The organism is Kitasatospora sp. NPDC022785 (genome assembly GCF_055561295.1).
The window spans coordinates 97,883-115,035 of the sequence record NZ_JBVHHB010000002.1; the positions used below are offsets into that span (position 1 = coordinate 97,883).

A 17,153-nucleotide genomic window follows, 5' to 3' on the forward strand; every position below is an offset into this window, starting at 1 on the left:
TCGGCCCGCTCCGCGACCGTCCCGCCTCGGTCGGCCGCCACTGTCAGTGCCGTGTGCAACGCTGTCGGTGCGGTCGGCGGAGCGCCGTCCACGGGCAGGTTCGTCGAGGGGACGGTGTCATGGGGATCAAGACGGGCGGGGCGTTCGAGGTGACGGCGTTCGAGCCGGAGGAGACGGACGAACGAGCGGGCGCGACGCTCGGCCGGGTCCGGATGGCCAAGGAGTTCACGGGCGGCCTGACGGGCAGCAGCGTGGTGCGGATGCTCTCCGTGCTGGGCGGCTCGGGCGCCCCGGCCGGGTACGTCGCGATGGAGCACTTCACCGGTGAGCTGGACGGCCGCAAGGGCTCTTTCGTGCTCCAGCACACGGCGCCGGACAGCCGGGGCGAGCGGCTGGCGATCCGGGTGCTGGCGGGCACCGGCGCGGGCGAGCTGGAGGGGATCACGGGCACGTTCGAGCTGATCGTGGACGACGAGGGCAGGCACAGCTACGCCCTGGAGTACGAGCTGGGCTGATCCGGGCCGGTCCGACACGAGCCGATCCGGACCGGGCCGGGCCGGGTCGGACCGGGCCGGGCCGGTGCGCCGGCGCGAGTGCCTGCGCGGCGTCGGCGGCGCCTGGCCCGCCACTGTCACGATGATGCGATCGGTCAACGGTCGATCGCGGAAGGTGACGGATGGCTCGGAACATGGCGCACGCGGTCGACGACGTGATCCACCGGCTGCGCGGGATCGGCGCCGGCCTCCCGCACGGCGACGGTGTCGCGGTCTTCAACCGGATGTACCTCACCGTGACGGAGGCGGTCCGCCGCCACCTCGGACGCCGGTACTTCGCCGACCCGGCCGCGATGGCCGAGCTGGACGTGGTGTTCGCCGGGCGGTACCTGCTGGCCGTGGACGCCGTCGCGGCGGGGCGGCGGCCGCCGGCCTGCTGGCGGCCGCTGTTCGACCTGCGGGCGGAGCCGGGGGTCCACCCCCTGCAGTTCGCGCTGGCCGGGATGAACGCCCACATCCAGCACGACCTGCCGCTCGCCGTGATCGACACCTGCCACCGGCTCGGCCGCACGCCCGGGCAGCTCGCCGCCGACTACCACCGGATCAACGGCCTGCTCGCCGCGGTGGAGACGGCCGTGCGGGAGCAGCTGATGCCGGGGCCGGACGTGCTGGAGCGGGCCGAGCCGCTGACGCACCGGGTGGGCGCCTGGTCGGTGGATGCCGCCCGGGACGCGGCCTGGGCGAGCGTCGGCGCACTCTGGGAGCTGCGCGAGGTGCCGTGCGCCGCTGCGGCGCTCACCGCCGCGCTGGACACCTCTGTCGGCCTGCTCGGCCGGGCGCTGCTCACCCCGCTGGGGTTCCACGGCACCCGAACGGACGGGCCCCGCTCCCAGGAGGCGTGCTCGCAGGAGGCCCGCCCGCACGACACCCGGTCCGCCGGCATGTGCTCCGACGGTCCCCGCCCGGACGGCACACGGTTCCACCGCGCGGACAGCGGAACGGCCGGCCGGCTCCCCGAGGCGAGGAACCGGCCGGCCGTGCGCTGAGCGGGATCAGGCCCAGCTGGAGTGCAGCGGCTTGCCCTCGGCGTAGCCGGCCGCGCTCTGGATGCCGACCACGGCCTTCTCGTGGAACTCCTCCAGGCTGGAGGCGCCCGCGTAGGTGCAGGAGCTGCGGACACCGGCGACGATCGAGTCGATCAGGTCCTCGACGCCGGGGCGGACCGGGTCGACGAACATCCGGGAGTGCGAGATGCCCTCCTCGAACAGCGCCTTGCGGGCCCGGTCGTACGTGGAGTCCTGGGCGGTGCGGTTGCTCACCGCGCGCGCCGAGGCCATGCCGAAGCTCTCCTTGTACTGGCGGCCGTCGGCGGTGGTCTGGAGGTCGCCGGGCGACTCGTAGGTGCCGGCGAACCAGGAGCCGATCATCACGTTGGACGCGCCGGCGGCCAGCGCCATCGCGACGTCGCGCGGGTGGCGGACGCCGCCGTCGGCCCAGACGTGCTTGCCGAGCCTGCGCGCCTCGGCGGCGCACTCCAGCACGGCGGAGAACTGCGGGCGGCCGACGCCGGTCATCATCCGCGTGGTGCACATGGCGCCGGGGCCGACGCCGACCTTGAGGATGTCGGCGCCCGCCTCGACCAGGTCGCGGACACCCGCGGCGGAGACCACGTTGCCGGCCACGATCGGGATCTGCGGGTCCAGCCCGCGCACCGCGCGCAGCGCGCTGATCATCGACTCCTGGTGGCCGTGCGCGGTGTCGACGACCAGCACGTCGGCGCCGGCCTCGATCAGGGCCTTGGCCTTGCCGGCCACGTCGCCGTTGATGCCGACGGTGGCGGCGATCCGCAGGTGGTTCCGCGCGTCCACGGCCGGGGTGTAGAGGGTGGCGCGCAGGGCGTTCTTGCGGGTCAGCAGGCCGACGAGCTTGCCCTCGGCGTCCACGACCGGGGCGAGCTTGCGGTGCGCCTCGCTGAGCCGGTCGAAGGCGGCGCGCGGGTCGATGCCCTCGTCGAGCAGCAGCAGGTCGCGCGACATGACGTCGGCGAGGCTGGTGAAGCGGTCGACGCCCTGGCAGTCGGAGTCGGTGACCACGCCGACCGGGCGGCCGTCCTCGACCACGACCAGCGCGCCGTGCGCCCGCTTGGGCAGCAGCGAGAGCGCCTCGGCGACGGTGGCACCGGGGTCGAGGGTGATGGCGGTGTCGTGCACCAGGTGGCGCTGCTTGACCCACCCGATGACGTCGGCGATCACGTCGGTGGGGATGTCCTGCGGGATGGCGACCAGGCCGCCGCGGCGGGCGACGGTCTCGGCCATCCGGCGGCCGGCGATGGCGGTCATGTTGGCGACGACGAGCGGGATCGTGGTGCCGGTGCCGTCGTTCGAGGAGAGGTCGACACCCTGCCGGGAGCCCACGGCGGAGCGGCTGGGGACCATGAAGACGTCGTCGTACGTGAGGTCGTACGAGGGCTTGAGGTCGTTCAGGAAGCGCATGAAGATAGGGCTCTCTGGCTGGGAGAAGGTACACCTCGGGTGCGGTTGCGGCGAGGCCGCGGGGCGCACTCGGGCGCCCCGCACCCAACATTCGATTCTCCGGCACGGTGGGGGCAAAAGCCAGTTCGAGGACGATTGCTGGCGCAGTGCACAAACCATGATCACCTGGGGACCCGCAGGCTTGGAGGTTTCTCCAAGTGATCGGCTTTTCGCCCCGGCCGGGGCCGCTCCCGTAGCATTCACGCGGTAACGGCGAGGCAATCCAGGAAAGCGGCAGCGGGCGATGACGGCGGGCGTGGACATCCAGCAGGAGAACGGCACCGAGGGGTCCGAGGAGGAGATCGACTACGGTCCCGGCCTCGACCCGGAGCGGCTGCGGCTCTGCCTCGACGTGCTCGCCGAGCTGGACGAACTGCACGTCGACCACCCGGACGCGATCACCGTCCGCCAGGCGGTCGGCGGCATATTCCGCACGCTCAAGCAGCGCCGCCGCCAGGAGACCCGGGCCCGCAAGACCGCCAACGACCGCGCCGTCACCGCCCGGACGGCCACCGGCGCGCCGACCCGGATCGACGACGAGACGGCCGGCGCCTTCGGCCTGACCACCGTCACCACCACCGAGATCGCCGGCATCCTGGAGCGCCCCCGCTCCTGCTACACCTGCAAGCAGCGGTACGTCGAGGTGGACGCCTTCTACCACAACCTCTGCCAGGCCTGCGCGGTCAAGAACCGCGCCCGCCGCGACGCCCGCGCCGACCTCACCGGCAAGCGCGCGCTGCTCACCGGCGGCCGGGCCAAGATCGGCATGTACATCGCGCTGATGCTGCTCCGCGACGGCGCCCACACCACCATCACCACCCGCTTCCCCAACGACGCCATCCGCCGCTTCACCGCGATGCCGGACAGCGCCGACTGGCTGCACCGGCTGAAGATCATCGGGATCGACCTGCGCGACCCTGCCCAGGTGATGGCGCTGGCCGACGAGGTCGCCGCGGACGGCCCGCTGGACATCCTGATCAACAACGCCGCGCAGACCGTGCGCCGCCCGCCGGAGTCCTACCGCGAGCTGGTCAACGCCGAGTCGGCCCCGCTGCCGGCCGGCGAGCTGCCGCAGTCCACCACCATCGGCCGCTTCGGCAGCGGCAGCGTGGACCTGCCGGCCCTGCCCGCGCAGGCCACCGGCGCCCAGGAGCGGCTGTCCGCCGAGGACGTCACCTCGCTCGCGCTGGTCACCGGCTCCGCGACGCCCGCCCGGATCGAGGCCGGCACCGCGATCGACGCCGGCGGCCTGGTGCCCGACCTCGCGCCCACCAACAGCTGGGTGCAGACCGTCAACGAGGTCGGCCCGGTCGAGCTGCTGGAGGTGCAGCTCTGCAACTCCACCGCGCCGTTCATCCTGATCAGCCGGCTGCGCCCGGCGATGGCCGCCTCGGCGTCCCGCCGCAAGTACGTGGTCAACGTCTCCGCGATGGAGGGCGTGTTCCAGCGCGGCTACAAGGGCGCCGGCCACCCGCACACCAACATGGCCAAGGCCGCGCTGAACATGCTCACCCGCACCAGCGCGCAGGAGATGTTCGAGACCGACGGCATCCTGATGACCGCCGTCGACACCGGCTGGATCACCGACGAGCGCCCGCACCCGGACAAGATGCGCCTGGCCGACGAGGGCTTCCACGCCCCGCTCGACCTGGTCGACGGCGCGGCCCGGGTGTACGACCCGATCGTCCGCGGCGAGCAGGGCGAGGACCTCTACGGCTGCTTCCTCAAGGACTTCGACCGCGCCGCCTGGTAGCCCCGCAAGGAGAAACCGAGTTGACCACCGCACCACTGCTCGGCGCCGGCGTCATCGTGCCCACCGGGGACGGCCGGGTCCTGCTCGGCCGCCGGATCACCGCCGGCGAGCCACCCACCTGGAGCCTGCCCGGCGGCAAGGTGGACGACCCGGGCGAGTCCTTCGAACAGGCCGCCGCCCGGGAGCTGGCCGAGGAGACCGGCATCGTGCTGCCGGCCGAACGGATGCGGGTGCTGGCAGTGCTGCTCGACCACGAGCTGGGCCGCCCCCGGCTCACCGCGGCCGTGCTCGCGCCGCCGAGCCTGGCCGCCGCCGAGGTCACCGAGCCGCACGCGTGCGCCGGCTGGGAGCGGTTCCCGCTCGACGCGCTGCCCGGGCCGATGTTCTACCCGTCCGCGCTGGTGCTGGGCAGCTGGCTGCCGGACGCCCCCTCGGCGCTCCGGGCCGGGACGTACGCGTACCCCGTCACCGGCGGAAGCAGGTGACGGGGTAGCCGCTGCGGGTCGGGCGCGGTGCGCGTGCGGTGACCGCGGCGGGTTCAGCCGTTGCGGGCCGCCTCCGGGCCTGTGCTCCGCTTCAGCAGCGGGAGCGTCGAGGCGATGATCCCGAGCGAGGCCACCAGGCCGACCGCGGTCAGCACGTAGTACAGCGTGCCCGGCGACACCAGGTCGTAGTTCATCTGCGACTTGAGGAACATGGCCGCCGCCGAGAAGCCCGTCCCGATCGAGAGCGCCGACACCAGGAGCAACGGCAGCGCGCTCTCCAGGCCGATCACCCGTTGCAGCAGGCCGAGCGGCGCACCGGTGAGCCGCAGCATGGCGAACGGCCGCTTGCGGTCGGTCAGGCCCGCGACCACGCTCACCGCCAGGCTGCACCCGGCGATCGGCAGGGTGGTCAGCAGCACCACGTTGGCCAGCTGCCTCCAGCCTGACAGCTGCTTCTGCTGGGCGGAGCCCCAGTCGCCCACCGTCCGGGGCCCGTACCCCGGGTAAGCCTTGGTAAGCAACGTCCGGGTCTGCTCCTTGGCCGCGGCGGAGCCGTCGGTGGTCACGTAGATACTGCGCACCGGCAGCCTGGCCGCCTCCTCTGCGGAGACGGGTGCGGCCGGCCACTCGAACCCGGAGGTGGAGCGCAGGCTCATGAAACCCCACTGCGGAACGCCGACGACGCTCGCGCCGGCCGGGCACCGGCCCACCACCGGGACCTGCGCGAGCTCGGTGCAGAGCACCAGGCTCGGGGAGAACCCGGGGCGCTCACCCGGCAGCGCGCCGAGCCCCTGCGGGTTGTCGTGGCCCAGCGCGAGGCCGTGGAAGCCGGGCACCGCCCGGAGGTCCGCCAGCAGCTGCGCCGGAACGGCGCCCGTCATCGCGGGCTCGTCGACCATGCTGCTCTGCTCGACCGCGGTCCGGGTCTCCGGGTCCCCGCTGAGCGTGCCCCGGTTCTCGTTGATGGTGCCGATGATGCAGACCGTCGCCGTGGTGACGAAGAGGGCGAGGACCAGACCCGCGACCGAGCGGAAGCCCGCCTTCGGGTCGTCCGCGAGCCGCCGGACGGCGATCAGCGTGGCAGGGCGGCTGGTGCGCAGCGCGACGGCGCGGGCGCCAACCATGGTGAGCCAGGGTCCGGCGATCACCAGGCCGAGCATGATCACCAAGAAGCCGGTCAGATAGGCCGCGGTCTGCCCGTTGGTGGTGTCCGGGCGCCGGTTGACGAAGTAACCGAGCTCGGCCAGACCGGCCAGCAGCGGGACCACCCGCCAGTGACTGGGCGGCTTCGGGGTGACCCGGCGGGTGACACCCAGCGGGGAGATGGTGACCCGCCGCAGCGCCAGCCGCGCCGCGACCGCCGCCGCCACCGGGACGCCCAGCGCCGCGGCCGCCATCTGGAGCGGAGTGAGTGTCAGGTCCTCGGCGAAGAACCGGTCACCGGTGAACGGGACGGTCGCCACCAGTGGGCGCAGCAGCAGGAAGAGACCGAAGCCGACGACCGTGCCGGCCACCGCGGCCACGGTGGACTCCGCCGCCGAGATCACCGAAACCTGCCGCGGGGTGGCGCCGACCAACCGCATCGCGGCGTAGCGCTGCTCGCGGGTGGCGGCGGAGAGGCGGGTCGCGGTGCCGATGAAGATGACCACAGGGAAGATCAGCGCGCCGGCCACCACGGAGAGGATCAGCGTCATGGCGTCGCCGCGCGTGCCCAGCCCCGGGCAGTCGTTGTCGCAGGAGGGCGGGAGAGCGGTGGCGATGGTGGTGACCTTGCTCGCCCCGGGCATGTGCTCGATCTCCGCCGGAGTGCGGCCCTCGATCAGGTAGAGCGAGTCCGGGGAGGGCAGTGCCCCGTCGCCGAGGATTCCGGCCATCCGGCCGGGGAAGCGGTCGCCCAGCTCGACGGCCGGGGTCTTGCGCAGCAGTTCGGCGAGCGCGGGCGAGGCGTAGTACTCACCGGGCGCGGGCAGCTTGTCGAGACCGGGCGGGACGGGCGCGGTCGGCCCGGTGGCGGCGACGTCGAGCTGGAAGATCTCCTTGCCGTCGAAGTAGTCGCCGTGGTCCCACCACCAGAGCGGGTCCACCGGCGCGGTCTCGGTCCGGCTCGCCGCACCGCTGTTGGTCCACAGCACCCGCTCGTTGGACTTGCCGACGGCGTTGATGCTCGCCAGCGTCGAGAGCAGCAGGCCGACGCCGATCGCCACGGCCGCCGCGATCATCACCAGCCGGGCCACGGCCTCCCGCCCGCCGCTGACGGCGAGGCGCAGTGCGAAGTGGATCACGAGGTGATCCGTTCCGCCGCGCGGTCGGCCGCCGGTCCCGCCGAGAGCGAGGTGGCCTTGCCGTCCCGGACGATCGCCTCGCGGTCGGCGTAGCAGGCGACCCGCGGCTCGTGGGTGACCAGGATGACGGTGGTGCCCTGTTCGCGCGCGGCGCCGACCATCAGCTCCATCACCTGCTCGCCGGTGAGCGAGTCCAGCGCGCCCGTCGGCTCGTCGGCGAACAGCACCTGCGGCCGCGCCACCAGCCCGCGGGCCAGCGCGACGCGCTGCGCCTGACCGCCCGACAGCTCGCCGGAGCGGCGCCGCTCCATGCCGTCCAGGCCGAGCCTGGCGAACCAGGGCCGGGCCTCGGCCAGGGCCGCCGCCCGCCTGGTGCCGCTCAGCAGCAGCGGCAGTGCGACGTTCTCCTCGGCGGTCAACTCCGGGACGAGCTGGCCGAACTGGAAGACGAAGCCGAACCTGTCACGGCGCAGGGCGCTGCGCTGGGCCTCGCCCATGGTGTCGATCCGCTGCCCGTCGAAGCGGACCTCTCCCGAGTCGGGTGTGAGGATGCCGGCCAGGCAGTGCAGCAGGGTGGACTTGCCGGAGCCGCTGGGGCCCATGATGGCGAGCACCTCGCCGGCGTGGACGGCCAGGCTCGCCCCGCGCAGGGCGGGGGTCTCGCCGAAGGCGAGGGTGATGTCGTGGGCCTCGATCAGCAGCGTCACGACCGCACCGCCTCGGCCAGCGCGTCCAGGCGGGCGGTGGTCAGGTCGATCCAGCGCAAGTCGGCCTCCAGGTGGAAGAGTCCGTGGTCGGCGAGCAGGGCGTCGACCAGCGCTCCGTTGCGGCGCAGGTCGGTCAGTTCGCGCATCCGCCGCATGTGGGCGGCGCGCTGGGTGTCGAGGTAGACCTCGGCGTCGCGGCCGAGCATCAGGGCCAGCACGACCTTGGTGAAGAGCACCGTCTGCAGGTTCGGTTCGGGCGAGACGGGCTCGGTGAGCCAGTGCTCGAACTCCGTCACACCGGCGTCGGTGATCACGTAGCGCTTGCGCTCGGGCCCGTCGCCGGGCTCCGCCTCGCCGGCCACGACCTTGCCGTCCCGCGCCAGCCGGCCGAGCGTGGCGTAGACCTGACCGTACGGCAGGGGCTTGCCCCGCCCGAAAAAGGCGTCGTAGTCGCGCTTGAGGTCGTAGCCATGGCTCGGCTCTCGCTCCAGCAGCCCGAGAAGGGTCAAAGGAACACTCATGAGATGACCATACATCAGGCGTATACTCCGAGTGTATAGTTGGCGAGAATACAGCCGTGACCTGCGAAGACGTGAGCGAGGCGTTAGGGCGGAAGCGTTCGGACGGCGCGAGCGGGAGGCGGCCCCACGTCCGCCCCCCGCCCCGCACCACGGTCCGGCACGCCCCCACAGCACGCCGGACCTGCCGCGCCCCGGCACTCGGAGGGCGCGACCACTCCCAGCCTGCCCCGTCCGCCCCTCCCCCGCCGAGGGCCGAACGTCCCGGTTCGCGGGCCGGACCCCGGGTGGTGCGGGCCCACACGCTCTTGTGCGCACGCGGGGAGCGGAGGGAGATTGGATGCCCGCAGTACCGCCGGCTGTGGCAGTCCGGGCATCCGGCGGGGGTGCCCCGACCGGGCGCCTCGCACCATCGCCCCGCACCGTTGCCCCGCGTACCCCGAGGAGCGCGCATCGTGTCCAGCACACCCCGCCCGGCCAGGCCCGGGTCGCTGCCGCGGCGAGTCGGCCGGGAGCTGCGGCGGGCCCTCGGCGCGCGCCCCGCCGCTTCGGCGCGGCCGCTGGGCGGGCCCCTCGGCCGGGCGCTCGACCTGCCGCTCGACCGCCCGCTGGACCGCTCCCGCAGTCGCGCACGGCTCGCGGCGGCGCTGGGTGTCCTCCTCGCCCTCGTGGCCGCCGTAGCCGGTGCGCTGCTCGGCTACCAGGCCACCGCGCGGTCGGCGGCCGCCGACCGCGCCCGCCTGCACCCGGTCGACGCCGTCGTCCAGAGCGTCGACCGGCCCGGTGCCACGACGAGCGCCCGCCGCACCGGCGACTACCAGAACCTGCTCACCGCCGAGGCCACCTGGACGGCCCCCGACGGGCAGCCGCGCACCGGCGCGATCGAGGTCCGCCACACCACCACCGCCGGTTCCACCGTCACCCTCTGGCTCGACGGGGCCGGCACCCCCACCGCTCCGCCCACGACCAGGAACGGCCTGATCGCCGACGCCGTCTGCGCCGGACTCGCCGGCTTCCTCGCCGTCGCCACCGCACTCGGCGGCGCCCTCGCACTACGCCTGCGCGTCCTCGACCGGCAGGCCGACCGGGCCTGGGAGGAGTCCTGGGCCCGGCACGAACCCAGGTGGAGCGGCCGCACCACCAGCAGCCCCGGCGGGCCGCAGGACGAATGACGGAGACCCCCGTGCTCATCGCCTTCACCACCGGCCGGCTCACCGCCCGCCTCTGGGAGCCGCAGGACGGGGCTGCCGGGCTTCCCGGGAGTGCCGGCGATCCCGGGGCCGGGGCGACGCGCCGCCCCACCCTCCGGACGCCGGCCGAACTCGTGGACTGGGTCCGCGCGTTCGCGGAGATCTCGCACCGCACGATCGAGGACGTGGTCGGCCCCCTGATCGCCGCGGAACAGGCCAGGGCCGACGTCGGCCGGCCGCACCGGCCGGGGCAGGCGCCGGACGCGCGCCAGGTGGAGTGACCCGCTGGGCCCGGCGGCCCGTCGGGGGCCGCCGGTCCGTCAGGGCGCGCCGGTCCCTCAGGACCCACCGGTCCGTCAGGGCGCGCCGTCCGGGTCCACCCAGGCGGGTTGGGTGAGCGAGGCGTGATGGGCGAAGGCCGCGACGGCGGCGAGCAGGGCGAGGGCGAGGGCCAGCGCGGCCGGGACGTCGGCGTGCAGGACGAGCACCGCCCCGAGCAGGGCGCCGCCGAACATCCAGATAGCCGAGGCCAGTCTGCGGGGGCCGGACCGGTCGGCGGCGAGGACGGTGATGGTCATGGTGAGGACGGTGGTGGTGAGGTCCGGCACCCCGATACGGCGGACGACGGCGTTCTGCAGGCCCATCGCGAAGCCGAGCAGGCCGATCAGCGGGTAACGGACCGGGTCGGCGGTGTGCCCCGCCAGCGCGGCGAGGGCCGTTCCGCCGGCCAGCAGGACGGCCTGGACGACGGCGGAGACGACCAGCAGCCGCCCCCGGTTGCCGGGCAGCCGTTCGCAGAGCCGGCCGCCGGCGAGCGCGCCGAGGAGGAAGGCGGCCAGCGCCGCGAGCGCGGCCGTCACCGAGAGGCCGGGTGCGCCCGCGAGGGCGAACCCGAGGAAGACGACGTTCCCGGTCATGTTGGCGACGAAGACGTGTCCGAGGGCGAGGTAGCTGACCGCGTCGACCAGCCCGGTGACGACGGTGAGCACGAGCAGCATCGGGACGAGCGGGCCGTGGCGGGGGTCGGTCTTCAAGCCTGTTCTCCTCCGGTCGTGCGGCGCGCCCGGTGACACCCGGCGATCTCTCCGTCCGTTCTACGCCCGCCCGGCCCTCCGGGGCGCGCCGAACCCCGGTCGCCACGTCCCCGTCCCCGTCCCCGGACACGGCGCCCGACCCCCCCCTGCCCCAACCGGCACCCGGCCACCGAGACCGACCACCACGGCCCCACCACCGCACCCCACCACCGAGCCCCCGCCACGTGCCCCGGAAGCGGCACCGCCCCCGTCCGGGAGAGCGTCCGGGACGGGGGCGGTGCCGCGGGCGGGTCGTCAGACGGCGAGCGCCGGGCGGTGGTGGTCGAGCCAGAGCGCGAGGTCGACGACCCGCTCCAGGCGCAGCCGGTGGCCCCACTCCAGTTGCTCGGCCGGGGTGTCGAGGCTGGCCTTGATGACCGTCTCGTCGGCGATGTCGCGCACGTGCGGCGCGTCGAGCGCCTCGCGCGCGAGGCGCTGCAGGCCACTGTTGTAGTCGGCGTGGTGGGTGGTCGGGTAGTGGTTCTTCGGCCGCCAGAGCACCGAGTCCGGCGCGATGCCCTGACCGGTGGAGCGGAGCAGGCTCTTCTCCCGCCCGTCGTGGCTCTTCATCGCCCAGGGGGTGTTGAAGGCGTACTCGACCAGACGGTGGTCGCAGTAGGGGACGCGGACCTCCAGGCCCTGCGCCATCGAAAGGCGGTCCTTGCGGTGCAGCAGCTGGCGCAGCCAGCGGGTGAGCGAGACGTGCTGCATCTCGCGCTGGCGGTGTTCGGCGGGGCTCTCGTCGTCCAGGTGCGGGACGGCCGCGAGCGCGGTGCGGTAGGTGTCGTCGCGGAACTCGCCGATGCGCAGGTGTGCGGCGAGGTCCGGGTTGATCGGCATGGCGGCCTCGTCGCCGGTGACGAGCAGCCAGGGGAAGGTCTGCGCGGCGAGCGCCCTGGGGGTGTGGAACCACGGGTAGCCGCCGAACACCTCGTCCGCCGCCTCGCCGGACAGGGCGACGGTGGAGTGCCTGCGGATCTCGCCGAACAGCAGGTAGAGCGAGGTGTCCATGTCGCCGACTCCGATCGGCGAGTCACGGGAGACGACGACGGCCCGGCGGTTCTCCGGGTCGAGCAGGGCGGCCGGGTCGAGGACGACGGTGGAGTGGTCGCTGCCGATGAAGGCGCCGGCCTCGGCGGCGTACGGGGTGTCGTGGCCGGTGCGCAGCACGTCGCCGGTGAACTGTTCGGCCTGGTCGCTGTAGTCGACGGCGTAGGAGCGCAGCTTGGCCTGCGGGCCCTCGGTCAGCCGGAGTTCGTCGGCGACCAGCGCGGTGACGACGGTGGAGTCCAGGCCGCCGGAGAGCAGGCTGCAGAGCGGGACGTCGGCCTCCAGCTGGGCGCGGGCGGCGCGGTTGACCAGCGAGCGGACCTGCTCGGTGGTGGCGGCGAGGTCGTCGGTGTGCGGGCGGGCCTGCAGCTCCCAGTACCGCCGCTCCCGGATGCCGTCCCGGTCGAGGACGAGCAGGCCGCCGGGCTGGACCTCGCGGACGCCGGCCCAGACGGTGGGGCCGGTGTTGAAGAGCAGGCTGTAGGCCTCGCGCAGGCCGTCCGCGTCGACGGTCGGGGTGATCTCGGGGTGGGCGAAGAGCGCCTTGGGCTCGGAGCCGAACGCGAGGCCGCCGCCGACGGGCGCCCAGAACAGCGGCTTGACGCCGAGCCGGTCGCGGACGAGCAGCAGACGCTCGGCCCGCTCGTCCCAGACGGCGAAGGCGTACATGCCCTCCAGGCGGTCGACCAGGGCGTCGCCCCACTGCTGGTAGGCGCGAAGCACCACCTCGGTGTCGCTGCGGGTCTCGAACCGGTGCCCCCTGGCCTGGAGTTCGGCGCGCAGCTGGTGGTGGTTGTAGACCTCGCCGCTGTAGGTCAGGACGACGCCCGGGTGGTCGCGGCGGTCGGCCATGGGCTGTGCGCCGCCCTCGATGTCGATCACGGCGAGGCGGCGGTGGCCGAGCGCGGCGTGGGCGCCGAGCCAGACCCCGCCGGCGTCGGGCCCGCGCAGGGCCATGGTGGCGGTCATCGCCTCGATGACGGGGGCGCTGTGGCGGACGTCCTGGTGGAAGGACGCCCAGCCGGTGATTCCGCACATGCGCGTGCACTCCTTGGGGCGGGCAGAGTCGGACCGGGCTGGCGGGGCGGGCGGACCGCGCCGTCCGCCCGGAGCTCCCGGCCCGGCACGGCCGCCCGTCGGCGCCCGGTCCACCAGTCGTGCGGCGGGGGCCCGGGGTTCCCTCGATTCGGACACATTTCCGGCCATGCCGTACGAGGTCGGACACGAACCGCCTTCGCCTCCTCCCGCTCGCGACGGTCCGCCCTCCTCCGGGAGCACGGACAGCAGGGGACGCGGGCGTGGAACAGCGGGCGGCGGGCGCTTCCCGCGCCCGCCGCCCGCTGTTCGCCGTCAGCCGTACTCCGTCCGGCGTACTCCGTCCGGTGCTCGCCGTCCGGTGCTCGCCGCCCCGCTGATCGCCGTCCGGTCCCGCCCGGGCTCAGCAGTCCTTGAGGGCGGTGCAGAGCGCCGAGTCCATCGCCTTGGCCACATCGGCCTCGGCGGGGCCGGCCCACGGGACCTTGGGCTGGGCGCCGGTCTTGCCGGCCGTCCAGAGCGACAGCTCGTTCACCGTGCCGTCCGGGGCGGTCAGGTACTCGTGCAGGGTGACGGTGGTGCCGCCGGCCTGCGGGACGGTCACCGTCGCCGCGAAGTACTTCCCGTCCTCGGGGCTGGTCACCTTGACGGTGGCACCGGGGACGGTCTTGGCGCAGGCCTTGACCTCGTCCCGGAGGTCGCCGAAGACCGCGTAGGCGCTCTGCGCGACGCCGCTGCTGGGGCGCGGGTCACCCTCGTAGAGGAGGGTCTGCTGGGCCTGCCACTGGTCGGCGCCGCCGACCCCGATCACGGACTGGGCGGCGGCCCGGCCGGCGCCGAGGCTCTCGTTGTCCTGGGACAGCTTGGAGTGGCACAGCTCCTGGAGCTTGAAGGCCGGAGTGCCGCTCACCCCCTTGGCGGTGCCTGCCGGGGCCGGCCACTTGTAGACCGCGTCGAGCGGGACGGCACGCGGGTTGATCCAGGCGCCGGCCGGGATGTCCTTGGAGACGGCGGGGCCGGCCGAGGACGGCTTGGCCGCGCCGGTCGACGGCTGCGCGGCGCCGCTCGCCGGGGCGGTGGCGGCCGCGGTGGCGGCGGTGGTTCCGACCGCGGTGGCGGCGGTGCCCGGGGCGGCGTTCTGCCCGCCGCTGTTGTCCGGTCCGCAGGCGCTCAGCGCGCCGAGGCAGAGGAGCGCGGCGGCGGTGACGGCCGTCCTGGCGATGACGGTGGTCCCACGGCCACGCTTGGTGCCGCCGGCTCCGCTGGTTCCGCTGGTACGCAACTGACTGTTCCTTCCCCCGATGCGATGTTCCTGTCGACACGACCGGGCGGCCGGCCGCATGACCGATGGTCAGCTCCCCTGCGGCCCGCCCGCGTCGACGGCGTCGAAACCTAGTGCGAACCGGCCGCACCACGCAAAACGGTCCACCCTCCACCGGAGGGCACCACCCGGACACCACCCCCTTTTGAACGTGTTCATTTTCGTATTAAGCTAAAGACAACACTTCGAGGGGGGAACCTGATGAGAATCGTCATACCCGGAGGCACCGGCCAGATCGGCCGCATCCTGGACCGCGCCCTGACCGCCGAGGGTCACGACGTCCTGATCCTCACCCGGCGGCCGCAGCGCGACCGCGAGCTCTACTGGGACGGCCGCACCCTCGGCCGCTGGGCCGAGGCCGTCGACGGCAGCGACGCCGTGATCAACCTCGCCGGGCGCAGCGTCAACTGCCGCTACACGCCCGCCAACCAGCGCGAGATGCTGGACTCCCGGGTGGACTCCGCCCGCGTCGTCGGCGAGGCCGTCACCGCCGCGAAGCGCCCGCCGCGGGTCTGGCTGCAGATGAGCACCGCCACCATCTACGCCCACCACTTCGGCACCCCGTACGACGAGGAGAGCGGCGTCCTCGGCGGCGGCGAGCCGGACGTCCCCCGGTACTGGGACTACAGCGCCGACATCGCCAGGGCCTGGGAGCGCACCCAGCAGGAGGCCCCCACCCCGGACACCCGGCGGGTCGCGCTGCGCACCGCCATGGTGATGAGCCCCGACCGTGGCGGCGCCTTCGACCTGATGCTGCGGCTGGCCCGGTGCGGGCTCGGCGGTCCGATCGACGGCGGCGCGCAGTACATGTCCTGGATCCACGACCGGGACCTCGTGCGCGCCGTCCGGTTCCTGCTCGACCGTGACGACCTGGCCGGCCCGGTCAACCTCGCCGCACCGCACCCGCTGTCACAGCGCGCGTTCATGCGGGCGATCCGGCGGGCCTGGGGCATCCCCGTCGGCCTCCCCGCCACCCGCTGGATGGCCGAGCTCGGCGCGTTCGCCCTCCGCTCGGACACCGAACTGCTGCTCAAGAGCCGCTCGGTGGTGCCCGGACGGCTCCAGGACGCGGGCTTCGGCTTCGAGCACCCGCACTGGCCCGCGGCCGCCGTCGACCTCGCACGCCGGCTGCGGCGCTGACCGGCACCAGGCCCTGCCCGTACGACGGGCGGCGGGCGACGGGCGGCGGGCGACGGACGACGGGCGGCGGAGCCGGCCTCCGCCCCGGCCCTCCCCCACCTGTTCGCCTGCGCCCCGCACCCGCAGCGCGGGCGGGCGGGCGGCGGCGGCTACGGCCGGACGGCGCCCATGTAGGGCATGACGCCGATCGGGAGGACCTCGATGTTCTTGCCGGTGCGGGGGGAGTGGATCATCTTGCCGTCGCCGATGTAGATGCCCACGTGGTGCAGGTCGTCGTAGAAGAAGACCAGGTCGCCGGGCTGGAGGTCGCCGCGGGCGATGCGGGTGCCGGCATTCCACTGGTCCTGGGACATGCGGGGGAGCTTGACGTCGGCCGCGCGGTAGGCGGCACCGGTGAGGCCGGAGCAGTCGAAGCTGTTGGGGCCGGTCATGCTCCAGCCGTACGGCTTGCCGAGCTGGGCGTAGGCGAACTGGACGATGGCGGCGGCGCGGCCACCGGCGGCCGGCGGCGGCGGGGTGTTCGTGCCGGGGCGTTCGGCGGAGCGGGAGGCGCGGTCGGCGGCGGCGGCCTGCTGGGCGGCGGCCTTGGCCTTGTCGGCGGACTCCTGGGCGTTGATCTTGGCGCGCTCGGCGGCGCTGAGCTTGTTGAGCAGGGCCTGCGCCTGGGCGAGCTTGGTCTGGACCTGTCCCTTCTCCGCCCCGAGCGAGGCGCCGACGGTGTCGAGCTCGGCGAGGGTGGCCGCGGCCTCGGTGCGGTCCTGGTCGAGCTTGCGCTGTTCGTCCTGGGCCTGCTTGAGCAGGTTCGTCTGGGAGTCGGCGACCTGGTTCTGCACCGAGGCTCGCGCCAGGTAGGCGGCCGGGTCGGAGTCGAGCATGAGCTGGACGCCCGGGTCCATGCCGTTGCTGCGGTACTGGTCGGCGGCGACCGCGCCGAGCCGGACCCGCAGTTCGTTCATGGCCTCCTGGCCGCGGGCGACCTTCTCCTGGATCCGGTTGGCCTCGCCCTGGAGCTTCTGCTGCTTGGCCTGGAAGCCGTTGTAGCGCTCGGTGGCCTGCTCGGCCTCCTGGTTGAGCTGGTCCACCTGCTCCTTGACGGAGGCGAGGGTGGGGGCGGGCTCGGCGTGGGCCGTACCGGAGGCGAGCACCGCGCCGCCGGCCATGGCCGTGGTGAGGACTGCCAGGCGGGCCCGGCTCGCGGGGTTGGGCTTGCGGCGCTTTCCCATGGCGGTGGGCTCTCCTTCGGGGGACGCTGGAGGGGACATTGGAGAAACGTCCAGGGGGCGTTCGCGGGTTCACTTCGAGGCGCCGGGAGCCGCGAAAGGCACGGCGACGGCGAGCAGGCACGCACGGGGATGCCGTCCCCGTGCGCCCTCTTCGAAGGGCCTCGGCTGCTGAGGGGCGGGGTTCCGCAATTCCCCCGTTCCGGGCGATTCCGGTCAGTCGATCATGGTCCGTGACACCGGCCTCGACCACGGGTGCCGCCACCCGTGGCACCGGCGTCGACCACGGGTGCCGCCACCCGCGACACCGGCCCTGACCTCGGGTGCCACGTCCCGCGGCACTCCTCGCCGCCC

Annotated in this window: 15 protein-coding genes; 7 read left to right on the forward strand and 8 right to left on the reverse strand. The window is 74.0% G+C overall.

The features are described 5' to 3' along the window. The first annotated feature begins 119 nt into the window (after positions 1-119). Positions 120-515, forward strand: a complete 396-nt coding sequence (locus ACZ3YO_RS03700) for a DUF3224 domain-containing protein (protein WP_465564377.1) — start codon at positions 120-122, stop codon at positions 513-515. Positions 516-676: 161 nt separating this feature from the next. Beyond that, a complete protein-coding gene (locus ACZ3YO_RS03705) occupies positions 677-1,540 on the forward strand; it encodes a DUF5995 family protein (protein WP_465564379.1) in 864 nt (287 codons plus the stop codon). A gap of 6 nt (positions 1,541-1,546) precedes the next feature. Here the strand turns inward: ACZ3YO_RS03705 and ACZ3YO_RS03710 are convergent, their stop codons facing one another. Beyond that, positions 1,547-2,986 carry a GuaB1 family IMP dehydrogenase-related protein gene (locus tag ACZ3YO_RS03710; protein ID WP_465543768.1) on the reverse strand — a complete coding sequence of 480 codons (1,440 nt, stop codon included), beginning with the start codon at positions 2,984-2,986 and terminating at the stop codon, positions 1,547-1,549. A gap of 295 nt (positions 2,987-3,281) precedes the next feature. Between ACZ3YO_RS03710 and ACZ3YO_RS03715 the strand changes: the two genes are divergently transcribed. Both ACZ3YO_RS03715 and ACZ3YO_RS03720 read left to right on the forward strand, forming a co-directional pair. Next, positions 3,282-4,778 carry an SDR family NAD(P)-dependent oxidoreductase gene (locus tag ACZ3YO_RS03715; RefSeq protein WP_396323878.1) on the forward strand — a complete coding sequence of 499 codons (1,497 nt, stop codon included), beginning with the start codon at positions 3,282-3,284 and terminating at the stop codon, positions 4,776-4,778. A 20-nt stretch (positions 4,779-4,798) separates the two neighbouring features. After that, positions 4,799-5,263, forward strand: a complete 465-nt coding sequence (locus tag ACZ3YO_RS03720; protein ID WP_465564383.1) for a nucleotide triphosphate diphosphatase NUDT15 — start codon at positions 4,799-4,801, stop codon at positions 5,261-5,263. Positions 5,264-5,316: 53 nt separating this feature from the next. Here ACZ3YO_RS03720 and ACZ3YO_RS03725 read toward each other — a convergent pair whose 3' ends face one another. The 3 genes from ACZ3YO_RS03725 to ACZ3YO_RS03735 are packed head-to-tail and all read right to left on the reverse strand — an operon-like array spanning position 5,317 to position 8,773. Further along, a complete protein-coding gene (locus ACZ3YO_RS03725) occupies positions 5,317-7,545 on the reverse strand; it encodes an FtsX-like permease family protein (protein ID WP_465564386.1) in 2,229 nt (742 codons plus the stop codon). Then, complete coding sequence (locus tag ACZ3YO_RS03730) at positions 7,542-8,252, reverse strand: ABC transporter ATP-binding protein (protein ID WP_465564389.1); 711 nt, start codon at positions 8,250-8,252, stop codon at positions 7,542-7,544. The genes ACZ3YO_RS03725 and ACZ3YO_RS03730 overlap by 4 nt, the downstream gene beginning before the upstream one ends. Further along, positions 8,249-8,773 carry a PadR family transcriptional regulator gene (locus ACZ3YO_RS03735; protein ID WP_396323874.1) on the reverse strand — a complete coding sequence of 175 codons (525 nt, stop codon included), beginning with the start codon at positions 8,771-8,773 and terminating at the stop codon, positions 8,249-8,251. Before ACZ3YO_RS03735 ends, ACZ3YO_RS03730 begins: the two co-directional genes overlap by 4 nt. 452 nt (positions 8,774-9,225) lie before the next feature. Between ACZ3YO_RS03735 and ACZ3YO_RS03740 the strand changes: the two genes are divergently transcribed. Further along, positions 9,226-9,942, forward strand: coding sequence for an Rv1733c family protein (locus ACZ3YO_RS03740; RefSeq protein ID WP_465564393.1), 717 nt, complete (start codon positions 9,226-9,228; stop codon positions 9,940-9,942). Further along, positions 9,939-10,241, forward strand: a complete 303-nt coding sequence (locus ACZ3YO_RS03745; protein ID WP_465564396.1) for a hypothetical protein — start codon at positions 9,939-9,941, stop codon at positions 10,239-10,241. Before ACZ3YO_RS03740 ends, ACZ3YO_RS03745 begins: the two co-directional genes overlap by 4 nt. Positions 10,242-10,316: 75 nt before the next feature. Here the strand turns inward: ACZ3YO_RS03745 and ACZ3YO_RS03750 are convergent, their stop codons facing one another. The 3 genes from ACZ3YO_RS03750 to ACZ3YO_RS03760 form a co-directional block, all read right to left on the reverse strand. After that, positions 10,317-10,958, reverse strand: coding sequence for a YoaK family protein (locus ACZ3YO_RS03750; RefSeq protein WP_465565205.1), 642 nt, complete (start codon positions 10,956-10,958; stop codon positions 10,317-10,319). Between the two features lie 330 nt (positions 10,959-11,288). Beyond that, positions 11,289-13,121, reverse strand: coding sequence for an asparagine synthase (glutamine-hydrolyzing) (asnB, locus tag ACZ3YO_RS03755; RefSeq protein ID WP_465564399.1), 1,833 nt, complete (start codon positions 13,119-13,121; stop codon positions 11,289-11,291). A gap of 400 nt (positions 13,122-13,521) precedes the next feature. Further along, positions 13,522-14,400 (reverse strand): hypothetical protein, encoded by an 879-nt coding sequence (locus ACZ3YO_RS03760; protein ID WP_465564402.1) that lies wholly within the window; start codon positions 14,398-14,400, stop codon positions 13,522-13,524. Between the two features lie 240 nt (positions 14,401-14,640). On the opposite strand from ACZ3YO_RS03760, the gene ACZ3YO_RS03765 reads away from it, so the two are divergent. After that, positions 14,641-15,579: a TIGR01777 family oxidoreductase gene (locus ACZ3YO_RS03765; RefSeq protein ID WP_465564405.1), complete on the forward strand. Its 939-nt coding sequence runs from the start codon at positions 14,641-14,643 to the stop codon at positions 15,577-15,579. 149 nt (positions 15,580-15,728) lie between these two features. On the opposite strand, the gene ACZ3YO_RS03770 is transcribed toward ACZ3YO_RS03765, so the two are convergent. After that, a complete protein-coding gene (locus tag ACZ3YO_RS03770) occupies positions 15,729-16,802 on the reverse strand; it encodes a C40 family peptidase (RefSeq protein WP_465564408.1) in 1,074 nt (357 codons plus the stop codon). Positions 16,803-17,153: the final 351 nt, after the last annotated feature.